At 59.3% G+C, this 24,753-nt stretch carries 18 protein-coding genes; 10 read left to right on the plus strand and 8 right to left on the minus strand.

Features of this window, described 5'->3' with window-relative positions; all coding sequences use genetic code 11:
* Window positions 1–51 precede the first annotated feature (51 nt).
* The 3 genes from ACLI1O_RS04760 to ACLI1O_RS04770 form a co-directional block, all read right to left on the minus strand.
* On the minus strand, window positions 52–1,344 hold the full coding sequence (locus ACLI1O_RS04760; RefSeq protein WP_411706986.1) for an Nramp family divalent metal transporter: 1,293 nt from the start codon (window positions 1,342–1,344) through the stop codon (window positions 52–54).
* Window positions 1,345–1,437: 93 nt separating this feature from the next.
* The gene (locus tag ACLI1O_RS04765) at window positions 1,438–4,560 is read right to left on the minus strand and encodes a DUF3427 domain-containing protein (RefSeq protein ID WP_411706987.1); all 3,123 of its coding nucleotides are present in this window, start codon (window positions 4,558–4,560) and stop codon (window positions 1,438–1,440) included.
* A gap of 12 nt (window positions 4,561–4,572) precedes the next feature.
* The gene (locus ACLI1O_RS04770) at window positions 4,573–4,959 is read right to left on the minus strand and encodes a (deoxy)nucleoside triphosphate pyrophosphohydrolase (protein WP_349857073.1); all 387 of its coding nucleotides are present in this window, start codon (window positions 4,957–4,959) and stop codon (window positions 4,573–4,575) included.
* Between the two features lie 127 nt (window positions 4,960–5,086).
* On the opposite strand from ACLI1O_RS04770, the gene ACLI1O_RS04775 reads away from it, so the two are divergent.
* On the plus strand, window positions 5,087–6,433 hold the full coding sequence (locus tag ACLI1O_RS04775) for a YjiH family protein (RefSeq protein ID WP_411706988.1): 1,347 nt from the start codon (window positions 5,087–5,089) through the stop codon (window positions 6,431–6,433).
* Window positions 6,434–6,436: 3 nt separating this feature from the next.
* On the opposite strand, the gene hutG is transcribed toward ACLI1O_RS04775, so the two are convergent.
* On the minus strand, window positions 6,437–7,375 hold the full coding sequence (gene hutG, locus ACLI1O_RS04780) for a formimidoylglutamase (RefSeq protein ID WP_349838834.1): 939 nt from the start codon (window positions 7,373–7,375) through the stop codon (window positions 6,437–6,439).
* Between the two features lie 62 nt (window positions 7,376–7,437).
* On the opposite strand from hutG, the gene ACLI1O_RS04785 reads away from it, so the two are divergent.
* Both ACLI1O_RS04785 and hutH read left to right on the plus strand, forming a co-directional pair.
* The gene (locus ACLI1O_RS04785; RefSeq protein ID WP_349865040.1) at window positions 7,438–8,181 is read left to right on the plus strand and encodes an IclR family transcriptional regulator; all 744 of its coding nucleotides are present in this window, start codon (window positions 7,438–7,440) and stop codon (window positions 8,179–8,181) included.
* A 74-nt stretch (window positions 8,182–8,255) separates the two neighbouring features.
* Window positions 8,256–9,806, plus strand: coding sequence for a histidine ammonia-lyase (gene hutH / locus ACLI1O_RS04790; RefSeq protein ID WP_411706989.1), 1,551 nt, complete (start codon window positions 8,256–8,258; stop codon window positions 9,804–9,806).
* On the opposite strand, the gene ACLI1O_RS04795 is transcribed toward hutH, so the two are convergent.
* Complete coding sequence (locus ACLI1O_RS04795) at window positions 9,787–10,596, minus strand: SGNH/GDSL hydrolase family protein (RefSeq protein WP_411706990.1); 810 nt, start codon at window positions 10,594–10,596, stop codon at window positions 9,787–9,789. The two genes, hutH and ACLI1O_RS04795, sit on opposite strands and share 20 nt — an antisense overlap.
* A 181-nt stretch (window positions 10,597–10,777) precedes the next feature.
* On the opposite strand from ACLI1O_RS04795, the gene hutU reads away from it, so the two are divergent.
* From hutU to ACLI1O_RS04815, 4 genes are all read left to right on the plus strand, one after another.
* Window positions 10,778–12,454: a urocanate hydratase gene (hutU, locus tag ACLI1O_RS04800; RefSeq protein ID WP_284769878.1), complete on the plus strand. Its 1,677-nt coding sequence runs from the start codon at window positions 10,778–10,780 to the stop codon at window positions 12,452–12,454.
* The gene (gene hutI, locus ACLI1O_RS04805; protein WP_284782532.1) at window positions 12,455–13,624 is read left to right on the plus strand and encodes an imidazolonepropionase; all 1,170 of its coding nucleotides are present in this window, start codon (window positions 12,455–12,457) and stop codon (window positions 13,622–13,624) included.
* Window positions 13,625–13,670: 46 nt separating this feature from the next.
* Window positions 13,671–15,542, plus strand: coding sequence for a DEAD/DEAH box helicase (locus ACLI1O_RS04810; protein ID WP_023017755.1), 1,872 nt, complete (start codon window positions 13,671–13,673; stop codon window positions 15,540–15,542).
* A gap of 471 nt (window positions 15,543–16,013) precedes the next feature.
* Complete coding sequence (locus ACLI1O_RS04815; protein WP_284853502.1) at window positions 16,014–16,928, plus strand: HNH endonuclease signature motif containing protein; 915 nt, start codon at window positions 16,014–16,016, stop codon at window positions 16,926–16,928.
* Between the two features lie 8 nt (window positions 16,929–16,936).
* Here ACLI1O_RS04815 and ACLI1O_RS04820 read toward each other — a convergent pair whose 3' ends face one another.
* From ACLI1O_RS04820 to putP, 3 genes are read right to left on the minus strand one after another with little or no spacing between them, the layout of a single operon-like run.
* On the minus strand, window positions 16,937–17,380 hold the full coding sequence (locus tag ACLI1O_RS04820; RefSeq protein ID WP_284851556.1) for a DUF2269 domain-containing protein: 444 nt from the start codon (window positions 17,378–17,380) through the stop codon (window positions 16,937–16,939).
* Between the two features lie 56 nt (window positions 17,381–17,436).
* On the minus strand, window positions 17,437–18,003 hold the full coding sequence (locus ACLI1O_RS04825; RefSeq protein ID WP_411706991.1) for an HNH endonuclease family protein: 567 nt from the start codon (window positions 18,001–18,003) through the stop codon (window positions 17,437–17,439).
* Between the two features lie 34 nt (window positions 18,004–18,037).
* Window positions 18,038–19,609, minus strand: a complete 1,572-nt coding sequence (putP, locus tag ACLI1O_RS04830; protein WP_411706992.1) for a sodium/proline symporter PutP — start codon at window positions 19,607–19,609, stop codon at window positions 18,038–18,040.
* Between the two features lie 168 nt (window positions 19,610–19,777).
* On the opposite strand from putP, the gene ACLI1O_RS04835 reads away from it, so the two are divergent.
* Genes ACLI1O_RS04835 through ACLI1O_RS04845 form a run of 3 tightly spaced genes read left to right on the plus strand, consistent with a single transcriptional unit; the run spans window position 19,778 to window position 24,751 of the window.
* The gene (locus ACLI1O_RS04835) at window positions 19,778–22,807 is read left to right on the plus strand and encodes a DEAD/DEAH box helicase (RefSeq protein WP_411706993.1); all 3,030 of its coding nucleotides are present in this window, start codon (window positions 19,778–19,780) and stop codon (window positions 22,805–22,807) included.
* Between the two features lie 4 nt (window positions 22,808–22,811).
* Complete coding sequence (locus tag ACLI1O_RS04840; protein ID WP_239275312.1) at window positions 22,812–23,633, plus strand: SWIM zinc finger family protein; 822 nt, start codon at window positions 22,812–22,814, stop codon at window positions 23,631–23,633.
* Window positions 23,634–23,635: 2 nt separating this feature from the next.
* Window positions 23,636–24,751 (plus strand): exonuclease SbcCD subunit D, encoded by a 1,116-nt coding sequence (locus ACLI1O_RS04845; protein ID WP_239267818.1) that lies wholly within the window; start codon window positions 23,636–23,638, stop codon window positions 24,749–24,751.
* Window positions 24,752–24,753 lie beyond the last annotated feature (2 nt).

Here is a 24,753-nt window from a genome sequence, read left to right on the forward strand (position 1 = left end):
GGAGAGTTTACGGAAAATTGGCGCGTACCTCGAAGATTACGGGCAACAAGGCTAGAAGAGCCCGGCAACCTGGGACACGCACAGGTAAACAAAGGCCGCGGAAATGATACCCATCAAGGTGTTGATGAACCAACCATTGCGCCATTCTTTCGGGGTGTGCTTGGTATTAAGCAGTACCAAGAGCGTAAGGCCCAGGAACGGCATGAAGAATGCGCCCAAGACGCCGTAGCCAATGATTAATCCAGTGGGCTTGCCCAGCAGTAGGAGAAGCATCGGTGGGAAGGTCAACCAGATGAGGTAAGCGCGGTAGTACTTACCGCCCGTGCTGGTGCTGGGGTGGCCCTGTGGAAGGTTCTTCAGGTGGCCCACGTAGTCCGCAAACATGAGAGACACACCGTTCCACACGCCTAAGCAGGAAGAGAATGCGGCAGAGAAGAATCCGACGATGAACCACTTAGAAATAAAGGTTCCGTAGCGGGCCTCCAGCACGTCCGCCATGTCCACCAAGCCCTGGTCATTATCGGAGACAGCGACATTGGCGCTGTACAAAAGCTCGGCGCCAAGGACAAGCGTAGCCAGGACGAAGATACCGGTGACGGCATAGGCCACCGAGTTATCCATGCGCATGACCTTCATCCACTTGGGCGTGAACCATTTCTTTTCTCGCAGCCAGTAGCCATAGGCAGCAAGGGTAATCGTGCCGCCGACACCACCGGCGATGGAGAGCACGTAGACGAAAGAACCATCCGGGATGGTGGGGACAAGGCCGCGCAGAATCTCTGGAAAATTAGGCGCGGTAATTGCGGCGATGCCCACCACAGTGACAAACATGATGCCAACCAAGACGGCGGCCAGTTTTTCAAAGAGTTGGTATTGCCCCAGCCACGTAAGGATAAAACACAACACGCCGGTCAGGATGGCCCACATGGTCAAGTTCGTGCCGGGAAAGAGTGCGCTTAATGCCAAGCCGGTACCGGACATGGCGGCGGCGCCATAGACCAAGCCCCAGATGACAATGTAGGGCGCGAAGTACCACGAGGTCCAGCGTCCTAGCTCCCGCCAGCCGTGGAACATGGTGTTTCCGGTGGCCAAGCTGTAGCGGCCGACGCCTTCCACCAGCACGATTTTCATAATCGTACCGACGATGACGGCCCATAACAGTGCGTAACCGTAGCGCTGGCCAGCAATCATGGTTGCCACCAGGTCAGCGGCACCGACGCCAGTGGCTGCGGCGACCAAACCCGGACCAACAAGAGTCCATTTCACCTTTGCTTGTGGCTCAGAGTCGTGTGTCTGTTGGCCTGCGGCGGAAGGTGCGCCGGTGTGGTTATCTGATTGCCTCATGACACTTCCTTAAGTGGCTGTGGTGTGAATCACTTAAGGGAAATGTATCACTCTTGGTGGGTAAAGTGCAGCCTAATTATTCAACCATGCGTGCTAAGCGACGGTCCGACCAGCAGCGTACAGCGCCTTTGGCATGGTTCTTTGGAGCTTCCATTGAAACTGAATGGGCTTTTCTCCGTGGTGGGAAACATAATCCACAGCGCCTAAAAATGTATAGGCGCTCGCGGTGCCCACTGAGTTCTTCTTAGTGAAGCGAGATGCGATAAAAATCCTCCCGCCGAGCTCCTCGTGCTGAATATAACGGCGTGCGGCCTTCGATTTTAAAGTTGTAGTAGATTGCGACTCCCAGTGGAGAAGATCCGGTGAAATCGGGTAATCACGGTAATTCGTGGTAGCGCTCACCTGATCGTCTTTTTGGAAGGTCACCAAGAACAAGTCCATGTTCATATCAGGGAAGTATTTCACTCCCTCGCGCGGAAGGCTGATTAGTTTTTCTAATTCTCCTGCTTGCAGGGCACCCACTAATTCTGCCAAGGAGTAATCGGCGTGGGTTTCCAAAACGGTGTCGTCGCTCGGCTGTGGGATAATACGCGAAGCATCATTTTGTAGCAGCATGACCTGCTCGAGTTCCCAAATAACTCGTGGGTGCTCCCGCAATATTCCCAGCGCCTCGTCAAAAGATGACGGGCTGGGTGCATTGGAATTAGCCCAAGACCCCAAGACCAGCATCCGTGCAAAGGCTTGATCAGTGGGCGTCATATCGCCGAATTGCGAGGTAGCGGATTTTAGGATTCGAAGATAGGCTTCAATGCGCGTCGTATCATTGACATGAAGGAAAACTTTAATCCGGTTGAGCAAGAAGTTTTCCATCTCATCGTCACATGGCTCGAGGAGGTTTTCCTCCCGCAGAAGACGGGTCCACGAGTACTTATTCGGCCGGTAAATATCCTCCAATTCGAGGTTTGCCTCGTCAAGGAACTTTTTGAGATCGGTAGTTCGTATTTCCGCTACCAGCGCACGCACTTTCCGCAAATTGCTGCGTGCCGTCTTCTTGACGTTGTTGAGGACCTGTTCCGTCGTCGACTCATCGAATTGGATATGCGTTCCTGGTGGCGTGGTGGGAAAGCCCTGCTCTATTTCGGTGAGTAATCGTTTGCCACGTTTTCTCGTTAGCGCGTTGAATTTACGCTCAAAATCGTATTCAACATGTTGTTGGCCAATGAAATCGAATACGGTACAAGAATCTTTGCCGGGAGCAAGGCGAAGACCGCGGCCGAGTTGTTGTAGGAAGATAACCGGGCTTTGGGTCGGCCGGAGTAGGAGCAGCGTATTAACCGCAGGGATGTCGACGCCCTCATTGAAAATATCAACGGAGAAGAGAGCCTTGATGGCGCCGGTTTCTAGCTGTTTAATGGCTTCCGCGCGTTCAGAGGAAGTCAGTTTACTCGTCACCGCTTGAGCCGGAATGCCAAATTGCTGAAATTGCTGCGCCATGTGCTCTGCGTGGGCGATGGAAACACAAAAGCCGATCGCCTTCATCTCAGAAAGATCGAAAATCCGTTTATCCAGTTCATTCAGAATGAATCGCGTCCGCTTTTCACCAGACTTGATATAGAACTCTGATAGCTCGGTGGTGTTGTAATCTTTCTTTCCTCTGTTCCACGTGAGTGAGGAAAGATCCGTGCCGTCTGCGATTCCGTAATAGTGCATTGGAACCAACAGCTGGAGGCGCAAGGCATCCCAGAGGCGTAGTTCATGGGCAATGCGGTAGTCGAAATATTGTTGGACATTTTTGCCATCACCGCGCTCTGGTGTTGCGGTCAGTCCAAGTAATTCGTCTGGTTCAAAATGACTTAGAAGTGCGTTATAGGTTGGTGCTTCGGCATGGTGAAATTCATCGATGACCACAACATCGAATTGATCGGGCGCGAGCTTTTCCAATCGGGTGGAATTAAGCGACTGAACGCTCGCAAAGACGAAGTCCCAGCGCCGTGGCTCGGTGCCATCGACAAGCAACTCGCCAAAGTTGGCATCCTTAAGTACCTCGCGGTACGTACGGCGCGCCTGGTGAAGAATTTCCTTGCGGTGTGCGACGAAGAGTAAGCGAGGACGACGCTTCCACTGCCGGCAAAGATTAAGGTAATCCAGGGCGGCGACGACGGTCTTGCCAGTGCCTGTGGCTGCAACGAGTAGATTTTTGTGGCGATCCTTTACCTCACGTTCGGACCGCAGTGCCTCGAGCATTTCTTCTTGATAAGGGTAGGGAGTAACTTCCAGGCCAGAAAGCTCTAATTGGCGCAACGCTTGTGGGGACTCCGCGCCTTTGGCGATGCGCAGGGATTCCTGCAGGCGATCCATGTCCCGCGCCGGATCAAAAGTTTTGAAGTGGCTATCGTGCCAGTAGCTGTCAAAGGTTTTTATAAACTTTTCAATGACCTCAGGCGTCGCCGTAGCAGAGCCGCGCACATTCCACTCCCAGCCATCGATAAGAGCAGACCGCGAAAGATTCGAGCTTCCAATAAAGGCAGTGTCGAAACCAGAATTTCGTCGGAAGAGCCATGCTTTGGCATGCAGGCGTGTGGATTTATGCTCATAACAAATCTTCACATCGGCGCGATATTTTTCTACCAGGCGTTTAAGGGCCGCCGCATCGGAAGCCCCACAGTAAGTAGAGGTCAATAGGCGGAATGGAATCTGGTTGTCGCGCAGGAACTGCAACTGCTGGTCAAGGACACTGATTCCGGAGCTTTTGATGAAGGCACACAGCAAGTCGACGGAATCGGCTGTCTTTATCTCCCGCTCAACCTCGCTGGTTAGGCTGGCGTCGCCCTGGGCATTAGTAAAAAGCGCGCTCTTAGTCAGCGATACATCCGGAAGCAGCGGAGGTTCGGCTAAAGAAGTGTTGTAGACGGCGTAGAGGAGTTGCTCGGTATCAATATCTTCGTCCTCGCCAAGTAACCCAGCGATTGTATTGATAAGGGCTACTCGGTCTGCTGAGGATTTAAGCCCCATGAGGCGTTGCTCTAGTAAATCGCCGATGTGTTGAGACATGGCCGAGGTATAGCGCCCGCGAGCGCTATCAGCTGTGCCGTTTCCTACCCCGAATCCCGCCGATGGGTGTCGACTTTGCGTTTCCTCCATTCGCTCACGAATGCGCGAGGTCACCGGGGTTTCATAAACGCCGAAGGGGAGCGAGGAATCCAAGGAATGACTCATAGCTACAAGATTCTAAGGGCAAAGCTTTTCCACGGCTGGAATATCCGCTGGCGCCCAGGTCAGCTCCATTGCTCCTGCGGGGGTAACCCATTTGGTTGCGTCGTGATCGCTCAGGCGAAGCTCGCCGCTGATGAGCGTGCAATAAAAGGTGGTTAGTTCGATGGTGGCAAAGTCGTACTCGTAGGTGGTTGTCGTGAGCTTGGTGCCTACGTGCGCGATGAGGTTGAGTTCCTCGCGAATTTCGCGAGCTAAAGCCTGTTCGGGTGTCTCGCCCGGTTCGATTTTTCCGCCTGGAAATTCCCAATGTCCTTCTAGGGGTTTTCCGGGCTTCTTGCGGCAGGCGAGGAATCGGTTGCCATCGTGAAAGACGGCACCGACGACGCGGATGGGGTTAGACATAGTTCCATTGTGCCTTGAGCTAGGAAACGCTAGACAATAACGTGTTATTTAGATAACATAATCGCAATGTTCGCGTCAGGCTGTCGCGCGGGCTTGAACATCATGCAAGCTTGAGGGGCGGTCTATCGTGACTTCTACTGATTCAGTTAATTCCTCCATCCAGAGCCATGACGGGGAAGTCCCGCGGCCTGAGGGACGGTGGAAACTCTTTGTTTATAGCGCCATTGGCGCGTTCGTGTTCTTCTTTCCTGTGACGTATAAGGAGAAGAACTCCATTCCTTTGGACCACATGGTCACCATCGTGCGCGATAGCATTCCGGCGGTGGTGCCGTGGCTTATTTTTGCGCTCGCCGTGTATGGAACGGTGCGTAGCTTTAGTACGGGGGCGTTTAAGGAAAGCGCGCTGCAGGCGGTCTTTGCGGTCCTCAATATCGCCGGTGCCATCATTTCCTTCCTCATGGTTATTGACGCGCTGCCGTGGGTTTTAGGTGATGAGGATTTGGTTCCCTTCTTGTGGAACTCTATTGCCACGCCGGTGGGGCTTATCGTGCCCATCGGCGGTACCTTCCTGGCATTTCTTATCGGCTTTGGGCTTTTGGAATTTGTTGGGGTGCTGATGCAGCCCATCATGCGCCCGCTGTGGAAGACGCCGGGGCGCTCCGCCATCGATGCGGTGGCATCCTTCGTCGGTTCGTATTCGCTGGGCATTTTGGTGACGGACCGCGTCTATCAAAAGGGCGGGTACACCGGCAGGGAGGCTGCCGTTATTGCCACGGGGTTCTCCACGGTATCGGCGGCGTTTATGGTCATCGTGGCCAAGCAACTGGATTTGATGAATATCTGGGGCACGTACTTCGCCGTCACGCTCGTGGTGACGTTCCTGGTTACGGCCATTACCGTGCGCATCCCGCCGCTGCGGACGATTCCGGATGAATACTGCGAGGATGCAGAGCCAGACCCGGAAAAGCCGGTGGAAGGATCGCGCTTTAAGAATGCGTGGCGCGAGGCGATGCTGGCTCTGCAGCGTGCGCCGTCGCTGCCGCAGGCCATTTGGGATAATCTGCGCGATGGCGTGCGTATGGCCGCGGCGATCGTTCCGTCCATTATGTCGGTTGGCCTTATTGGCTTGCTGCTTGCGCGGTTTACCCCGATTTTTGAATGGATTGGGTACCTGTTTTATCCCTTTGCCTGGATAGTGCAGCTGCCGGAGTCGGCGCTTGGCGGCAAAGCCGCGGCGATGGGCATTGCGGAGATGTTTCTACCCGCCACAGCGGTGGCAGGCAGTGACTCCATGGTGCTGAAATTCGTCATCGGGGTCGTGGCGGTCTCTGCCATCATCTTCTTCTCCGCCTTGGTGCCGTGCATTCTGGCCACCAAGATTCCGGTGAAGCTATCCCACCTGGTCATCATCTGGTTTGAGCGCGTCGCGCTCACCATCGTGATTGCGACCCCGATTGCGCACCTGCTGTTTTGAGTTTTATTGCCCGCTTACCGCAGTGAGGTGAGCATTAACGATGTCATCGATAAGCCGCGCCGCCGCCTTGGCGGTGCGGTTGTCTATGTCGAAGGTGGGGTTGAGCTCGACGACATCGACAAGCGCGAGCTTGCCCGTCGCGGCGATGGCGACCGCCAGGGCGCGGATGCGCTCGTAGGCAACGCCGAGGCTGGCCGGGGCGGATACGCCCGGTGCGGTGGAGGCGGGAAGGACATCCAGGTCGATGGAGAGGTGGACCTTGTCCGCGGCGGTGGTGGCCTGGGTGGCGAGCGCGCCGCATTCGGCCGGGGTGAGGTTTAGCAGCTCCTCATCCAGGGTGTAGTTGACGCCGAGCTTTTCGGCATCGTTGAAGAGCACCGCGGTGTTATTGGGGCGGGAGATGCCGAAGACGGTGTAGTCAAAGTCATCGGTGAGCTGGGAAATCTGGGTAAAGGGCGTGCCCGAGGTGGCGTGGTCTGCGTGGCGAAGATCGAAGTGGGCGTCCAAGTTGATGATGGGGGTCGCACCGCGCGCGCGGAACAGGCCGCGGTGGGAGCCGAAGGCGGTTTCGTGCCCGCCGCCCAAGATGATGGGCAGGGTAGTGCTGCGGACGAGTTCTTCGACCTTGTCAGATAGCGCCTCATGGGCGCCGTCGAGATCGTCGGCTTGGGTGGTGATGGTTCCGGCATCGGCAAGCGCATGGCCGTGGTGGACCGCCAGGGAGCCAAGGGCTGTGCGCAGGGCGGCGGGGCCGGCGGCGGCACCTTGGCGGCCGCCGTTGCGCAGCACGCCCTCATCAGAGGCAAAGCCCAGCAGGGTCACGGGCGCGGATTCGGCCTGGTTGATAACGCTATGCCAGCGCGCGTGCTCGGGGCCGGGGCCATCGGAGCGGCCGGACCACTCGGGGGCGGGAGTAAAAAGTGGGGCTGATTCGGTATTCATAGTGCCGATACTAGAAGCGTGCGGTGAATTTGTCTGGCAGTAGCGGAATATAATTGGGCGCTGTGAGTGCTAACCGAGTCCCCGCCGCGCGCCATGCCCTGGACATCCTCAAGCTGCTATCGACTATCGATGTCCCGATTTCCGCCGCCCGCATCCAAGGCGAGCTCGGCCTGCCGCGCTCGACCACGTACCACCTGCTCGCGGAAATGGTCGATGCCGGGTTCGTTGCCCACCTGCCGGAGCACAAGACCTACGGCCTGGGGCTGGCCGCGTACTCGATGGCCTCTGCGTATGTAACCCAGCAGCCGCTGGTGCGCATGGCTACGCGCGATCTGGAGGAATGCGCACGGCTCGTTGGCGGATCCGGCCACCTTTCGCGCATGGCGGGCTCGGAGATTTTATACCTGCAGGAAGTCCGCGCGCCGGGCGCTACCTCGTTGGTTACGGAGGTGGGAGTGCGCCTGCAGGCGCATAAGACGGCATCGGGCAGGGTGATGCTGGCACACCTGCCGGAATGGGAGGTCAAGGCCGCATTTGATACCGCGGGCGGGGAAAATTTTGGTCTCCTTAAAAAGCAGCTGGACCGGGCCCGTGCGCGCGGATGGGACCAAGAGATAGAAGAAATCTCGCGGGGACAGGCCTCGGTGGCGGTGCCCATCCTGGACCACCTGGAGCGGCCCGCGGCGGCCATTGCGGTGACCTATCCCGTGTCCACGCCGGGCGATAGGGTGGAGGCACTCATCGCGGCGCTGGGCCAGGCCGCGGAGAAAGTTGCGGGGAAAATGTATCGCCAGCGCGAAAAGTGAGGTACCATGCGGGCTAGCGCGTTAGGCTGTGACGTGAGCTATATTTTGCTGCCCTAAAGACACTAGGAGTCATCATGCCTAATGCATACCCATCCACCGTTACCGTCGGCGTCGGAGCGCTGACCATTGAGGAAGTCGTGGCCGTTGCCCGTTACGGCGCCACGGTAGAAATCTCCACGGAGGCTTTGCAAGAGGTCGCCTCCACGCGCGACCGGGTCGAAGAACTGGCCCAGGATCCCACGCCGGTCTACGGCATTTCCACCGGTTTCGGCGCGCTTGCTCGCCGCCACATTCCAGAAGAGATGCGCGCGCAGCTGCAGCTATCCCTGGTGCGCTCCCACGCGGCCGGCACCGGCCCTGAGGTGGAAGAAGAAGTCATCCGCGCGCTCATGCTGCTGCGCCTATCCACCCTGTGCACCGGCCGTACCGGCGTGCGCCCCGTGGTGGTAGAAACCTACGCGAAGGCTCTTAACGCTGGCATCGTGCCTGTGGTGCGCGAATATGGTTCGCTTGGCTGCTCCGGCGACCTGGCCCCGCTGGCCCACTGCGCCCTAGCGCTCTTGGGCGCGGGCGAGGTCCGCGTGGCAGGCGAGCTCAAGGACGCCGGCGAGGCCCTTGCTGCCGCCGGCATCGAGCCGCTGGAGTTGCGCGAGAAGGAAGGTCTCGCCCTTATCAACGGCACCGATGGCATGCTGGGCCAGCTCTGCCTGGCCATCACTGACCTGCGCGCGGCCGCCAAGACCGCTGATATCGCCACCGCGATGACGGTAGAAGGCCTGCTTGGCCCCCTCGTGGTCTTTGCCGATGACCTGCAGCAGCTGCGCCCGCACCCAGGCCAGGCCGATTCTGCCGCCAATATCCGCCAGGTGGCGGACGGCTCCGAGATCCTCGCGGCAGCGCTGGAGGAGTTCAAGAAGAACCAGGTCCAGGACGCTTACTCCGTGCGTTGCGCGCCGCAGGTAGCCGGCGGTTTCCGCGATACCTTGGCGCATACCGCGCAGGTAGCTGAGCGCGAGCTCGCCGCCGCCGTGGATAACCCAGTGGTGGCCAAGGACGGCCGCGTGGTCTCTAACGGCAACTTCCACGGCGCGCCGGTGGCCTATGCGCTTGATTTCCTCTCCATCGTCACCGCGGACCTGGCGTCCATTTCTGAGCGCCGCACCGACCGCTTCCTGGATCCGGCCCGCAACCGCGGCTTGAACGCCTTTCTTGCCGATGACCCCGGTGTCGACTCCGGCCACATGATCGCCCAATACGCCCAGGCTGGCATCGTCAGCGAATTAAAGCGCCTGGCCACCCCGGCCTCGGCCGATTCCATTCCTTCCTCTGCCATGCAGGAAGACCACGTGTCCATGGGCTGGTCCGCCGCCCGCAAGCTGCGCAAGGCAGTCGATGGCCTCCAGCGCGTGCTGGCAGTGGAGATCCTCACCGCGGCGCGCGCCATTGACATGCGCGAGGGCACGCCCGCTGGCGGCACCGGCGCGGTCATCGCCGCCCTGCGCGAGACCGTTCCAGGCCCCGGCACCGACCGCTACCTCTCGCCGGAAATCGAGGAGACCGTACGCCTGGTGAAGTCTGGCGCGCTGATCGATGCCGTCGAGGCCGCTACGAGCGAGCTGCGCTAACTGCCTCGGCCATCGCCACCTGGCCCGCGTGGGTGGGGTGCATGGGGAAGGAATCGGTATCCTGCCCCGTAAAGTCCACCCACGGCTCATCCGAGCAGGCGGAGTGTTGCGGGGCATCGTCAGGCAGCACGTAGGTGCCGCCGTTGCGTTCGGCGGCCTCGCGTACCGCTTTGTTGATGCGCTGGATGGTATCTGCCAACCACTCCCGGTCTGTGGCCGGGATTTTTTCTATGAAGGGGCAAGTCTCGCCGGGATTGATGAGGGGGATATAGCCGGTGGCAATGACCTTCGCATCAGGCGAGCGGTGGGCGATTTCCCCGTAGACCTTGTCCAGGCGTTGGGGCAGATCGTGTAGCTCCAGTTCTATCTGCGCCCCCGATTCGTCTTGGCATATATCGTCCGTTGCGCATTGGGTCAGGCGCACAAAGCTGGCATCGTTGCCGCCGATGCTCAAGGAGACAAGGGACGTATCCGGGGCAAGCGCGTCCACCTGGGCGGGGTGCTCGCCCGCGGAGGATAAAACATCCAGCGTGCTCGCGCCCTGGCAGGCGATGTTGCGGAAAGAGCTCGTGGTGATCTCCTGAGCGGCGAGTTCTGGATAGGAATCTTGTGCGCGTGCGCAGGAATCGGGCGGATCGAGCGGGAGCGTCGTCGAGCCCATCGCCGCGTAGGAATCCCCGAGGGCCACATAGTTTTCTGGGTCTTCTGTGGCTTCTTGGACTTCTTGTGGCTGCGAGGAGCATCCTGCCAGCAGGCAGGCGGCGGCAAGGGCGGGCAATACGTGGCGCATGACTGCCATCGTAGCCGCAGAGTCTGAAATGCCAGACAGTTGGTGACTGTGCAAGCTCTAAATACGTTGTGCATCACACTAAATTGATATCTGTGACGCTCGCCAAGCCCCCGGGAGACAGCCCCGGGAAACCGGCCTGGGGGTAGGGCACGGCGTCGATAAGCACGAGCGAAAGGAAGCCATGTCTGAACCACGCGAAGTCCGCGCACCCCGCGGCACCGAACTCAACGCAAAATCCTGGCAAACCGAAGCGCCACTGCGCATGCTGATGAATAACCTCGACCCAGAGGTGGCAGAGCGCCCCGAGGACCTCGTGGTCTACGGCGGCACCGGCCGCGCAGCCCGCAGCTGGGAGGCATTCGATGCCATTGTGGAATCGCTGAAGGACCTGGAAAGCGATGAAACCCTCCTCGTCCAATCCGGCAAGCCGGTGGGCATCTGGAAGACCAATGAATGGGCACCGCGCGTGCTCATCGCCAACTCCAACCTCGTGGGCGACTGGGCTAACTGGGAGCACTTCCGCAAGCTCGAGGACGAGGGCCTGATGATGTACGGCCAGATGACGGCCGGTTCCTGGATCTACATCGCCACCCAGGGCATCCTGCAGGGCACCTACGAGACCTTCGCGGCCGTGGCCAAGAAGCGCTTCGAGGACAGCCTGGCCGGCACCCTGACCCTGACCGGTGGATGTGGCGGCATGGGCGGTGCCCAACCGCTCGCCGTGACGCTCAACGGGGGAGCAGTACTCATCGTGGACGTGGATGAGCACCGCCTGCGGCGCCGCCAGCACAAGCGTTACCTCGATGAAGTGGTCACCGATTTGGACGAGGCCTTGCGCTTGGTCCTCGATGCCAAGGAAAACAAGAAGGCCCTCTCCGTCGGCCTCGTGGGCAACGCCGCCGAGGTCTTCCCAGAGGTGCTGCGCCGCCAGCGCGCCGGGGAGTTCAAGGTAGACATCGTCACCGACCAGACCTCCGCGCACGACCCACTGTCCTACCTGCCCACCGAAATCACCGTGGATGACTGGCAGTCTGAGGCCAAGGCCGATCCCACGACCTTTACCAAAAAGGCTCGCGAATCCATGGCCGCACAGGTCCAGGCGATGGTGGAATTCCAGGACGAGGGTGCCGAGGTCTTTGACTACGGCAACTCCATCCGCGATGAGGCCCGCCACGCCGGCTACCAGCGCGCATTCGAGTTCCCAGGTTTTGTTCCCGCCTATATCCGCCCGCTCTTCTGCGAGGGAATGGGCCCATTCCGCTGGGCAGCGCTGTCTGGCGACCCAGAAGACATCAAGGTCACCGACCAAGCCCTAAAGGAGCTCTTCCCTGAAAACGAGCACCTGCACAACTGGCTGGACGCCGCCGAGGAGTACGTCGAGTTCGAGGGCCTGCCCGCCCGCATTTGCTGGCTCGGCTACAACGAGCGCCACAAGGCCGGCCTGCTTTTCAATGACCTCGTGCGCGAAGGCAAGATTAAGGCCCCCATCGTCATCGGCCGCGACCACCTCGATTCCGGCTCGGTTGCCTCCCCGTACCGCGAGACCGAAGCCATGCTCGACGGCACCGACGCCGTCGCTGACTGGCCGCTGCTCAACGCCATGACCGCCGTATCTTCCGGCGCTACCTGGGTCTCCCTCCACCACGGCGGCGGAGTGGGCATGGGCCGCTCCATCCACGCAGGTCAGGTCACGGTTGCCGATGGCACCGATCTCGCCGCCGCCAAACTGCGCGCCGTGCTGACCAATGACCCAGGCATGGGCGTTATCCGCCACGTCGATGCCGGGTACTCTCGTGCAGAGGAAGTAGCCAAAGAACGCGGCGTTCGCGTACCCATGGAATTTAAGGCAAGGGATTAAATGAGCACACTTTTTACCGGAATTTCAGAGCTCCGCACGGTCAGCGAGCACGGCACGCTTAACGATGCCGCCCTTATCGCCGACCACGGCACCATCGCCTGGATTGGCCCCGCCTCTCAGGCACCTGCCGCCGATGACCAGGTGGACTTGGGCGGGCGCGCCGTCCTTCCTGGTTGGGTGGATTCGCACACCCACATGGTCTTCGACGGTGACCGCTCCGCCGAGTTCGAGGCCCGCATGTCCGGCGGTTCCTACGAGGCAGGTGGCATCGCGGTGACCATGGACGCCACCAGGGAGGCGGGGGCGGACCGCTTGGATAAGCTCGTCGCCGAGCGCGTGGCCGCCGGCCGCCGCGGTGGCACCACCACCTTCGAGACCAAGACTGGCTATGGCCTCAACACGGAATCTGAAGTGGAAGCCGCCCGCATAGCATCCCAGCACGTCGATGACGTGACTTTCCTGGGCGCCCACCTCGTTCCACCGGGAGCGGATGCGGAAGACTACCTCGATGAGGTCGTCGGCCCGATGCTGGACGGCGTTGCCGAATACGTCCAGTGGATCGACGTCTTCTGCGAGCGCGGCGCGTTCAATGAAGAGCAGTCGCGCCGGGTTTTAGAAGCCGGTAAAAAGTTGGGCCTTGGCCTGCGCGTGCACGGCAACCAGCTTGGCGAGGGCCCGGGTGTCAGCCTCGCGGTCGATCTCGGCGCCGCCTCGGTTGATCACGTGAACTACCTGAGCGATAGTGACATCGAAAAGCTCGCAGCATCTGAGACCGTGGCCACCATGCTCCCAGCCTGCGATCTTTCCACGCGCGAGCCCCTGGCGCCTGGCCGTGCGCTTCTCGATGCCGGCGCCACCCTCGCCATCGCCTCCAACCTCAACCCAGGTACCTCCTATACTTCGTCGATGAACTACTGCGTGACCACGGCCGTCCTGCAGCAGCACCTATCCGTCGACGAGGCCATCCATGCCGCCACTACCGGCGGTGCCACGGCGCTGCGCCGCCATAATGTGGGCAACGGCCTTGATCCGAAGGGCCGCCCCGCGAAGGGAACCCTGGTGGAGGGCGCTGCCGCTGACCTGCACGTGCTCGATGCTCCTAGCGCGGTGCACTTGGCCTACCGGCCGGGTATGCCGCTGAGCTATCGCACGTTCGTGGCGGGGGTATAGCGAAGAATGGAGTTTGCCGCCGGTATCGCGTAGGGTTGGACGAGCAATGAGCATTACCGATAACGCCACCGGCGGCGTAAACGAGCCGGAAGATTTTAATAAGTCGGAATCTCAGGACAACTCGCAAGGTGTCAACCAGGACACCAGGGCTGCGAATACTTCTGAGGGCACCGGCGCTGAGTCCAAAGATTCGGCCAACGACAACTCCCAGGGGTTCGAGCACCTCGGCTTGCCAGATAAAATTCTGCAAGCCGTTGCGAAAGTAGGCTTCACCACGCCGTCCCCCATCCAAGCAGAAACCATCCCGATCCTGATGGAAGGCCGCGACGTCGTGGGCCTTGCACAGACCGGTACCGGCAAAACCGCAGCCTTCGCGCTGCCGGTCTTGTCCCAGCTTGACCCGCAGGCGCGCCACCCGCAGGCGCTCGTCCTTGCGCCTACCCGCGAGCTGGCCCTGCAGGTTGCAGACGCCTTCCAATCCTTCGCGGAAACCCTGAAGGGAATCGAGGTTCTTCCCATCTACGGTGGTCAGGCCTACGGCATCCAGCTGTCTGGCCTGCGTCGCGGCGCCCAGGTCATCGTGGGTACCCCGGGTCGCGTCATCGACCACCTGGAAAAGGGTTCGCTTGACCTGTCCCAGCTGCAGTTCCTCGTCCTCGATGAGGCCGATGAAATGCTGAACATGGGCTTCCAGGAAGACGTCGAGCGCATCCTGGAAAGTACCCCGGACCGCAAGCAGGTGGCGCTTTTCTCCGCCACCATGCCTAATGCCATCCGCCGCCTGTCCAAGCAGTACCTGCACAACCCGGCGGAAGTAACCGTTAAGTCGGAGCGCCGCACCAACGACAACATTAAGCAGCGTTTCCTGCTGATTCCGCACCGCGCAAAGATGGATGCCTTCACCCGCATCCTCGAAGTCATTACCTATGACGCCATCATCGTCTTCTGCCGTACCAAGCACGAGACCGAAGAGGTGGCCGAGGCCCTGCGCGATCGCGGCTACAGCGCCGCTGCCATTAACGGCGACATCGCCCAGGCGCAGCGCGAGCGCACCGTCGACCAGCTCAAGGATGGCCGCCTGGACATCCTCGTCGCTACCGACGTCGCCGCGCGTGGCCTTGACGTCGAGCGCATCACCCACGTGGTGAACTTCGATATCCCGAACGATACCGAGTCCTACGTGCACCGCATCGGCCGTACTGGCCGTGCCGGCCGCTCCGGCGAGGCAATCTTGTTCGTCACCCCGCGCGAGCGCCGCATGCTGCGCTCCATCGAACGCGTGACCAATGCTCGCCTCGAAGAGATGGACCTGCCGTCCGTCGATGAGGTCAATGAGAAGCGTAAGGAAAAGTTTGCGCAGGCCATTACCCAGTCCATGGACAACAAGCAGGCCGATTTCTTCCGCAACTTGGTACGCAAGTACTCGGAAGACAACGACGTTGCCATGGACGACATCGCGGCTGCGTTGGCCGTCATGCATCAGGGTGGCAAGAACTTCCTATTGGAAGACAAGCCTTTGCCCAAGCCAAAGAAAGACCGCCGCGATCGCGATGACCGCAAGCGCGACCGTGACTTCAAGGGTGGCGGCAAGAATCGCGGCGGTTCCAAGCGGCCGGATGGTGACTTTGAGACGTACCGGTTGGACGTCGGCAAGCGCCAGAATGTCCGCCCTGGTGCCATCGTCGGTGCTATCGCCAACGAAGGTGGCCTGTCTGCCAAGGACTTCGGGCGCATCACCATTGCGGTGGGGCACACGCTCGTGGATCTGCCGAAGAACATGGACCCGGCTGTGCTTGACCGCCTGAAGGATACCCGGATTTCTGGGCAGCTCATCAAGATTCAGAAGGATACCGGTCGCCCGCCTCGCCGTGATGGCGGCGGCGGTGGCCGCAAGCACGGTGGTCGCTTCCGCGACTAATTAAACCTCCAAAGGGCCTCTTTTTAGAGGCCCTTTTTTCATGCCCTGTGACCTGCGCTTTTACTATAAACGGGGGTAGTGTGTCAGGGTGGTCTTGTATGGTGTATGGCGAAATCATGTTCTAGTAAATCTCTCGAAAGAAAGTCCATGAATGCGCCATATTATGCCAATACCAATCCAGAAAATTCTACCTCCCGTGCAGCTACGGAGATTAGGAAGGTGGAATACCAGTTCTAGGAGAAGCTTCATCCTGACCCAGATGATGATATCGAAATTATTAGCCAAGCCCTGTCTAACTTAACTGGGGCGCGTCAGTCCCGAATTAGGAATATTATTTTCGCCTTCGAGCGATTAAAAGAGCTGCCGCGGCTGCGCGCTCGGCAAGAACAGCATTTCCATTTAGATTTAGACCGACTCATTACGATTGACCAAACCCTAGCCAAACTCGGCGCCATTGATGCGGAGAAGAAGTTGACCATCGATGACGTCCTGACCAACTACTTAACCCCAACCCGTCCCAATCAGAAGCTGCCCTCGCACCGCAATCTCCGCCGCAAGTTACGCGAGCTTATTGTGCGCCTCGATCCCTCTATTGCCGCGCGGGATCCGCGCCGCAAGCAAGCCTATAGCGTTGAACCTACAGGTGGGGAGTGGGCTGCGGTTTGTCTGGACGTCGGGTTAGAAACCGCGGAGATAATTGACCGCAATATTCGGGATATCGCTACGGAAAAGGATCTCACGATGGCTGAGGCCGCAGTGGAGCTGCTGACTGGAAAGGCGCAGGCAAAGGCCAAGGTCGTGTTGAATGTGTATCGCTGCGACCTGCCGGATGCACCCGCCTTTGTACAGAACTTGGGCTGGGTATCTCCGGAGACTGCGGATGACCTACAGGCTCGGGCGACTACGACCAGGCATATGGAGAAGGCCGGTCAGGCGGAGAGCCCCAACTATGTGACGCCGCCGGATATCCGGGCGTTTGTAGAGGGCTTGGATGGCACGTGCCGGTGGCCAGGCTGCACGCGGCCGGCGGTAACTTCCCAGATGGACCATCGGCACGACTTTGCAGACGGCGGGCCGACTTCGGCGGCAAACCTCACTTGCCTGTGCCAGCACCATCACAACATTAAGACCGATGGGAGGGCGTTTTATATCAAGGACCCGATAAGCGGGGACATCGTCTGGCTTTTCGATGACTCTACGTGGGTCTACGACTCCGCGAGGGGACCGCTAGCACCGAAGAACCGCAGGTGGGCGCAGACGGTGGCGCAAGCGACGCAGAAGCGGCGGGAGAATGCGCATGCAGATGCGCAGCAACTAAAAGAAGAACTTCGGGAGGAGTCCAGTCATGAAAAAGGGGACAGTGATGACACTGTCCCCGAAGAGTAAATGGCTTCCTAGATGTACATCAAGATAAGGCAGATGATCCACAGGAGGTTGAAGACGCCGCCGAAAGCGGACAAGGACTTCTTAATGGAGCCCAGGTTGGCGGTATCGCCGGACTCTAGGGCTGCCTGCGCCGTGCGCTGCTTAGGAAGGATAAGGAAGAAGAGCAGGCACCACGCGATGATGGCCACGAGGATGGCGATGTGGAAGTTGACCTGGCTCTTGAAGGTTTCGATATCAGACAGGAACACAGCAAGGCCAAGGACCGGCACGAGCGCGGAAATGTAGCCGTAAGTGTTGGTGATGTTGTGCAGGTTGCGGGCGGCACCGAGGGCCGTCTTATCGCCCTGCGCTGCGCGCTGCAGCTGGGTCTGGTAGATGGACGTGGAAATGCACACGGGGCCAAGCAGAACAATGGCCGCTGCCACGTGCAGGAAGATGAACAAAGTAGTCATGGAGGATGCCCTTCAGTTAAGAAAAGTTGCCTTGTTCACCCTAATCAATTTCCCTGCTAGAAATCGAACCGACATTGCCTTCTCATTGCACGCACGTCCGCGCGGGGCAACGGTAACTCGTACTTCCGGGCGATTTCTGCGAGGCGCCGCGAGTAATCGCAGCGGTTGGCGGCCGGGAGCCACTCAGAGGGAAGGGAATCGGACTTTTCCTGATTGAGCTCCCGGCTGGTCGCCACCAAGTTGAGGGGATCGTTGGCAAAACGCCTCTTGGTGTCTTGGTCCCATTCTGCAGCCCCCATGTCAAAGGCAGCAGAAAGAGGGAAGATGTGGTCGACCTCAATGGGGGAGGTGGCTGAAATCGTCTCGCCCGCGTAGGGGTCATAGATCGTGCCGGATTGTGGCCGGCAGTCAGCGAAGTCCTCGCTGGCTTGGTTCTCCATGATGGCTTCGCGCGTGGTGCATGCGCCGTTGGGCTGCCAGCCGCCAAACTCGTCGCGGTCGTAGCCCGGCAATTCCGCGCGAGCCGGCACGGTGGAGACATCAAAACGCGGAAAAGGCCACGCATACCATGCGATAACGAGAGCGGTTATGCATGATAGCGCGGCCAGGTAATAGGACTTCATGTCCTATTGGACTCCGCGAGGTGCGGGAAGGTTCCTACTTGTTATCGGAAACCTTTTCTGCTGCTTCCTCGAAGTCCAGGGAGTCGTCCTTTTCAACGAGCTTGGCAAGTTTCTCGGCTTCCTCGAACTCGTCCAGGACCTCCTGGTCTGGCTGCTTGGTAGCCAAGGTGACCAGAACGGTGACGATGAGTGCGGAGAAGAAGCCTGGGACCATCTCGTAGAGGGAATCGCCGAGCGGGGACATGCCCCAACCGATGGCGACGACTGTACCGGTGACCATACCGGCGATTGCACCGGTTGCGTTGAGGCGCTTCCAGTACAGAGCCAGGATAACGAGCGGACCGAATGCGGAACCGAAACCAGCCCATGCGAAGCCGACCAAGCCAAGAATGGAGTCGGACGGGTTGATAGCCAGGAGTGCGGCGATAACCGCGATGGCCACAACGGCGGTACGGGACAGGTTAATCAGGATGCGCTCGTCAGGCTTGCGCTTTGCGATGATGAGGTAGAGGTCCTCAATCAGGGAAGAGGAAACCACGAGCATCTGGGAGGACATGGTGGACATGATCGCTGCCAAGACTGCGGTCAAGATGAAACCAGCAGGCAATGGGTGCATCATGGCCTGAGCCATATCCAAGAAGATGGTCTCGAAGTTCTCTTGGTCAGTGATGGTCTCACCGAACTGGGTGAAGTACACAGTACCGGTAAGCGCAACGAAGATAGCGTCGATGACGGAAAGACCCATCCAAGTGATGCCGTAGAAACGGCCCTGCTTGGCGTCAGAAGGCTTACGCAGCGCCATGAATCGCACGATGATGTGCGGCTGACCAAAGTAGCCAAGGCCCCAAGCGGCGTTACCAACGATAACACCAGCGGAAACACCGGCGAAGAGAGAGAAGTAGTTATCGTTTGGCTCGAGTGCGCCATCGGTGGCGTAGCTGTTTTCGGTAGCGAAGGAGAAGATCGCGCCGGCATCGTCAAGAGCGAAAAGCGCCATGATTGGCACGATCAGCAGGGCGACGAACATCAGCATGCCCTGCATAGCATCGGTGTAGGACACAGCCAAGAAGCCACCAATGAAGGTGTAGAAAATGGTCACTGCGGCGATGACCAACATACCGGTGATGTAGTCGCCACCGAAGGTGGACTCGAAGTAACGACCACCGGAGACCATGCCGGAAGAGACGTAGAAGGTAAAGAAGAAGATAATGATAACTGCGGAGATAACACGCAGCAAGCGCGACTTATCGCGCAGACGGTTCTCGAAGAAGGAGGGGACCGTAATGGAATCGCCCGCAACCTCCGAGTAAGCGCGCAGACGTGGCGCAATCCACTTCCAGTTAGCCCATGCACCGATAAGGAGGCCGATAGGCATCCACAGCTCGGAAAAACCGGAAAGGAAGAGCGCGCCAGGCAGACCCATAAGCAGCCAGCCGGACATATCAGATGCGCCGGCGGAGAGAGCAGCTACGAATGGGTGCAGGCCACGGCCGCCCAAAACATAATCGTCATATTCGTCGGTTTGTTTGTAGCTCCAGTAGCCAATGGCTGCCATTACGAGGAAGTACACAATCATCGCAATGACGTACCAAGTTGATTCTTGCACGTTTCACTCCTTGTAGTGATTTGTCGGACATTCTTACGTTAACGGTGACTTCAGGTTCACCCAAGCTAAAATTCAGTTGTGGCATAGATCTCTGGTGATGTTTTTCACCGTTTAACTGCGTAAAGACGTGAATATAACGAGCTTGTAACAAAACTATACGGGGCTGCTATGCTGGCGGTTATGGCTTCTTACCTTGTGCATGGCCTCTGGCTGCCGGTTTCGGGGCTTGGTCTATGGATTGAGCAGGTAGAAGGGCACAAGATTGTTATGCCTTCGGCCGTGCCGGAAGGGACGTTTCCGCAGGCAATTGATGCCATCCTGGCTAAGAAATCCTTCCGGAACCGGGCGCGCGTATCACTACGGACTCCAAAGGGCAAAGACGTCTCGCTCATGGTGCCCATGGCCATGTTTGCCCCAGAAGAAGCAGTAGAAGCCCTAGCCCAGCTGGAATACCTGGATCATCATCCACCGGCATCGATTGCCCCGGATCTGCACTGGCTCATTCACGCATATAGTGGCCTGAGCAAGTTTGTCCGCGCGGGCAGGGTGACGTTCCGGTTGGCGTACCAGGCCAACGAGTGGTTTCCCATGTGGCAGCTGGCCTCGGGTTTGGGTGAGCGCGGTTGGCTAGCAGAAATGATGGCCGCGGCCCCCGGGATTCTCCATATAAATAATAGAGCCCTTTCAGATGACCTAGCGGATGAACTGACGCATTGGATTGCCAACCGGGAATTGCAGCCGCTGCTTAATGAGCCCCGGCCCATGCCTTGGCACGACTTCGCCCGCGCATTGCTGACGACGGCCCCTATCCGCCGCGGCCGCGCGCAACTGCTGCGTGGGCTCAATGAATGGAAAAATTCCATTTACCAGGTGGAACTCCAACTCGTCTACATCGTGGAGGAACCGGAAGAACAGGATCCAGAAGACGCAGCGTGGCCGATTCGTGTGCGGGTGCGCTCTGGAACGGATTCGCCGCGGCCGGTATCGGCGGAGGAGCTGGATAGGGCGAGCATCGAGAAGCTGCGCGAAAACCACCGCAAGGCCGTGCATGCGGCACCGAGCCTGGGCCAGAGTACGCAATTGCCCCAGCCCGGCGACGGCGATTGGGATGTCTACCTGGACACGGAACAGCTCACGCAGTTTATTGCGCACGAGGTGCCCGAGCTGAAAAAGCGGGGCATTACCGTCATGCTGCCCAAATCGTGGGCGCAGATGGATACCAAGGCCAAGCTGGAAACCCGTGAGGCCAGGGACCCGGCCGAGGCCGCCACGAAGAAGCACATCGGCATGAATCAGCTCGTGGACTATAACTGGCGCATGTCCGTGGGCGATGTGGAGCTTACCGAGTCCGAGATGGACGAGCTGGTCAATTCCAAGTCCGGGCTCATTCAGCTGCGCGGCAAGTGGGTCATGGCCGATACCCAGGTCGTATCCAAGGTCTCGTCCTATATGGAGGAGCTGGCGGATAAGTCCCGCGAGCGCGCCAAGAAAGAGCTCGAGCAGCTGGCGGCCTCGGCGGAGATGGCCAAGAAACTAGGTGAGCCGGGCTGGCAGCAGCTCATGGCGGAGGTCGAGCATCGCCGCGCGGAGTTCAACGAGAAGAGTGAGCACCAAGTCACGGTGGCGGAGCTGCGGGAGCTGGCGCTTGAGTCTATGGCCCAAGAGCCGATCGAATTTACCGGCAGCACGTGGCATACCGCGTTGCTCGGCGGCATGGATACGGTTGCGCCGAAGCGCGTGGACATTCCGGAGGCCGTCCACGCGGAGCTGCGCGAGTATCAGCGCACTGGCGTGGACTGGCTGTATTGGATGTCGCGCAATAATATTGGTGCCGTGCTTGCCGATGACATGGGGCTCGGCAAAACACTCCAACTACTGTCCCTTTTGGCGGTGGAGAAGGAACGCGGTGAACAGACCGGGCCTACCTTGGTCGTCGCACCCACCTCCGTGGTGGGCAACTGGGCTCGCGAGGCCCGTCGCTTCGTGCCGGATTTCGAGGTCATGGTGCAACACGGCGCGGGACGGCCGAGCGGGGAGAAGTTCCTCGAGGCCGCAGGAAAAGCAGATCTCGTCATTACTACCTATGGCACCGTGAGCCGGGATTTCAACCTCTTGGGTGAGGTGTCCTGGCAGCGGGTGGTCCTTGATGAAGCGCAGGCCATTAAGAACTCGGCCACGCGTTCCTCCAAGGCGGTGCGATCGCTGCCGTCTGAACACCGCGTGGCGCTGACCGGTACGCCGGTAGAAAACCGCCTGTCCGAGATGCGGTCCATCTTGGACTTTTGCAACCCAGGCATTTTGGGCACGGCGTCCTTTTTCCGCAATCATTTTGCCAAGGCCATCGAGCGCAATAATGATGAGGAGATGTCCGAGCGCCTGCGCGCGCTGACCGCACCTCTTATCCTGCGCCGCGTCAAGACCGATCCCAATATCATCGATGACCTGCCGGAAAAGTCCGAGCAGATTCTTACGGTATCCATGACTACAGAGCAGGCGGCTTTGTATAAGGCGCTGGTCAATGAGGTGAAGAAGAGCTTGGAGGATGCTACGGGCATCAGCAAGCGCGGGATCGTCTTGGCCTCCCTGACGCGCATTAAGCAGATCTGCAATCACCCGGCGCATTATTTGGGAGACGATTCGCCGGTGGTTATCAAGGGCAAGCACCGCTCGGGCAAGGTGAAGGAGCTGATGCGGATTGTCGATGCCGCCACCGAATCCGGCGAGCGCCTGCTGATCTTTACCCAGTACAAGGCCTTCGGTGATATCTTGCAGCCCTACCTGAGCGGGCAACTGGGCCACGAGATTCCCTTCCTGCACGGCGGGGTGACCAAGAATAAGCGCGACCAGATGGTGGAGGACTTCCAGGCCGATGATGGCCCACAGGCGATGATCCTTTCGCTCAAGGCAGGCGGCACGGGCCTGAACCTAACCGCGGCGTCCATCGTGGTGCACATGGACCGCTGGTGGAACCCCGCGGTGGAAAACCAGGCCACGGACCGCGCCTTTCGCATTGGTCAGCGCCGCAACGTGCAGGTGTATAAGATGATTACGGCTGGCACGTTGGAAGAATCCATCCAAGACATCTTGGATGGCAAGACGCAGCTGGCTGGCGCCGTCGTCGGCGAAGGCGAGGGCTGGCTCACGGAACTGGAGCCGGACCAGCTGGCAGAGCTCATGAGTTACCGGGGAAAGGAGTAAGCGGATGGCCGTTAAGGGCGATGACAATGTCATCTACGCGAACTTTGGTACCCGCAAGCGCGTGAGTACCCCGGACGAGGTCAACCATGTCGACCGCAGCGGGCGGCTGCTGTCCAAGACCGCCGCCCGGATTTCGTCCTTTACCAGCTATGATGCGGACCGGGGGCGGATTAGCCGCGGGCGCCAGTACGCCGAAGGCGGTCACGTCGTTGGTTTGGAGATCCGCAATGGTGCCATCCATGGGCGCGTGGCTGGTTCCCAAAACGAGCCTTTTTCCATACTCATTCAGCTGCCGTACCGCGATAATGACGATATTGCGGCACTCGCCGGCCAATTCGCGCGCACCCCTAATTCCGTAGCGAATGCGCGCAAGGGCCTGTTATCTGAGGAAGCGCTGGATACGCTTTTTGCCAGCGAGGCCGAAGAACTGCGTCTATCCTGCACGTGCCCGGATTCCGCCTATACCTGCAAGCACATTGTGGCGGTGGGAGATAGGCTCGCCACCCGCGCGGATGCGGATCCAGCCGTGATTTTCAATATGCGCGGGCTGGATTTTGCGCGTTTGGAAAAGGCCGTCATGGAGCAATCGCAGCAGATCTCCCGTGAAAGCTTTGGCGCCAGCGATTTATCCGCGGAAGAAAAGAACGACGTGTTCTGGAATGGCCGCGAGATGCCTAAGCTGCCGCACCCCAAGGTGGCCCCAGCATTGGAAGATTCCGATCCTGACCTCTTGCGCAAGGCCCTTCGAGCCGTATCGCATACCAATATTGATCTCTTGCGCGCCGTGTCCGATATTGAAGACCTCTACTACCACTTAACGCACTGATTATGACTGCAACGACCTTTATCCACACGTCCGACTTCCAGCTGGGAATGACCCGCTGGTTCTTAAAGGGGGAGGCGCAAGGTCGTTTCAACGATGACCGCGAGTCCGCCATCATGCACCTAGGCCAGCTCGCGGAGGAGGTTGGCGCGCAGTTCATCGTCGTTGCGGGCGATGTATTTGAACACAATGCGCTCTCCCGGGAAATCTTGGCGCGTGCCACCGAGATGTTTAAGCGCTTGCCCGTGCCTGTATATGTGCTGCCGGGAAACCACGATCCGCTGGTCGCGGACTCGGTATTTTATCGTACCAGCGCAGATAATGTGCACGTCATCGCGGATTCAGAGCCCATCGAGGTGGGCAAGGGCGTGGAATTGGTGGGCGCGCCGTACCTGTCTAAGCGCGCCAACCACGATTTGGTGCGCCAGGCGTTGGAGCCGCTTGAACCCACGGAAGGAATCCGAATTGCCGTGGGCCATGGCCAGGTGGATTCGCGCTCTAGCGGGGGAGATGCCGATACCATCGACCTGGAATTCGTAGAGCAGTGCTTGGAGCGCGGGGTGATCGATTACTTGGCGCTGGGCGATACCCACTCGACGGCCAGCCTGGGAAAGACCGGCCGCGTCTGGTTCTCTGGCAGCCCGGAGACTACGGACTTTAAGGAATGTTCCACCGGTGGCGGCGAGGCCGATTCCGGGAATGCGCTGGTGGTAAGGATTGAGGGGGAGGACATAGACATCGATAAGCGCAGCATCGGGCGCTGGACTTTTGAAGCCCTCGATGCCTCCGTCAATTCCACCGAGGACGTCGAGCGCTTCCTGCGCAGCCTGGAGGAGTACCCGGATAAGGTGCGCACGGCGATTAAATACAGCCTGCAGGGGACCCTCGGTATTGCGGCGCACGCCCGGCTGCAGCGCGGGCTGGATGAGTTGGAGGCGGTCTTCGCCTCGCTGCGCCCGCGCGAGCGGACCATGTACCTGTTCTTGGAACCGAGCGAAGACGAACTAGCCAACCTGGATATTTCCGGCTATGCCGCCGACGCCCTGCAGGAGCTGCTGGATAACCGCGAGGATCCGGTGGCCCGCGACGCCGCCAACCTGCTATTTCGCCTGGAAGGATAAAC

Origin of the sequence: Corynebacterium sp. LaCa78 (assembly GCF_046717505.1) — a bacterium.
Taxonomy (GTDB): Bacteria; Actinomycetota; Actinomycetes; order Mycobacteriales; family Mycobacteriaceae; genus Corynebacterium.

Excerpts from the sequence above, each read along its gene's own strand:
- ACLI1O_RS04825 (WP_411706991.1), bottom strand. The coding sequence starts at position 18,003 with ATGAAGTCCTATTACCTGGCCGCGCTATCATGCATAACCGCTCTCGTT.
- ACLI1O_RS04760 (WP_411706986.1), bottom strand. The coding sequence starts at position 1,344 with ATGAGGCAATCAGATAACCACACCGGCGCACCTTCCGCCGCAGGCCAA.
- hutI (WP_284782532.1), top strand. The coding sequence starts at position 12,455 with ATGAGCACACTTTTTACCGGAATTTCAGAGCTCCGCACGGTCAGCGAG.
- hutH (WP_411706989.1), top strand. The coding sequence starts at position 8,256 with ATGCCTAATGCATACCCATCCACCGTTACCGTCGGCGTCGGAGCGCTG.
- hutG (WP_349838834.1), bottom strand. The coding sequence starts at position 7,375 with ATGAATACCGAATCAGCCCCACTTTTTACTCCCGCCCCCGAGTGGTCC.
- ACLI1O_RS04840 (WP_239275312.1), top strand. The coding sequence starts at position 22,812 with ATGGCCGTTAAGGGCGATGACAATGTCATCTACGCGAACTTTGGTACC.
- ACLI1O_RS04810 (WP_023017755.1), top strand. The coding sequence starts at position 13,671 with ATGAGCATTACCGATAACGCCACCGGCGGCGTAAACGAGCCGGAAGAT.
- ACLI1O_RS04770 (WP_349857073.1), bottom strand. The coding sequence starts at position 4,959 with ATGTCTAACCCCATCCGCGTCGTCGGTGCCGTCTTTCACGATGGCAAC.
- ACLI1O_RS04835 (WP_411706993.1), top strand. The coding sequence starts at position 19,778 with ATGCTGGCGGTTATGGCTTCTTACCTTGTGCATGGCCTCTGGCTGCCG.
- ACLI1O_RS04820 (WP_284851556.1), bottom strand. The coding sequence starts at position 17,380 with ATGACTACTTTGTTCATCTTCCTGCACGTGGCAGCGGCCATTGTTCTG.
- ACLI1O_RS04765 (WP_411706987.1), bottom strand. The coding sequence starts at position 4,560 with ATGAGTCATTCCTTGGATTCCTCGCTCCCCTTCGGCGTTTATGAAACC.
- ACLI1O_RS04845 (WP_239267818.1), top strand. The coding sequence starts at position 23,636 with ATGACTGCAACGACCTTTATCCACACGTCCGACTTCCAGCTGGGAATG.
- ACLI1O_RS04795 (WP_411706990.1), bottom strand. The coding sequence starts at position 10,596 with ATGCGCCACGTATTGCCCGCCCTTGCCGCCGCCTGCCTGCTGGCAGGA.
- hutU (WP_284769878.1), top strand. The coding sequence starts at position 10,778 with ATGTCTGAACCACGCGAAGTCCGCGCACCCCGCGGCACCGAACTCAAC.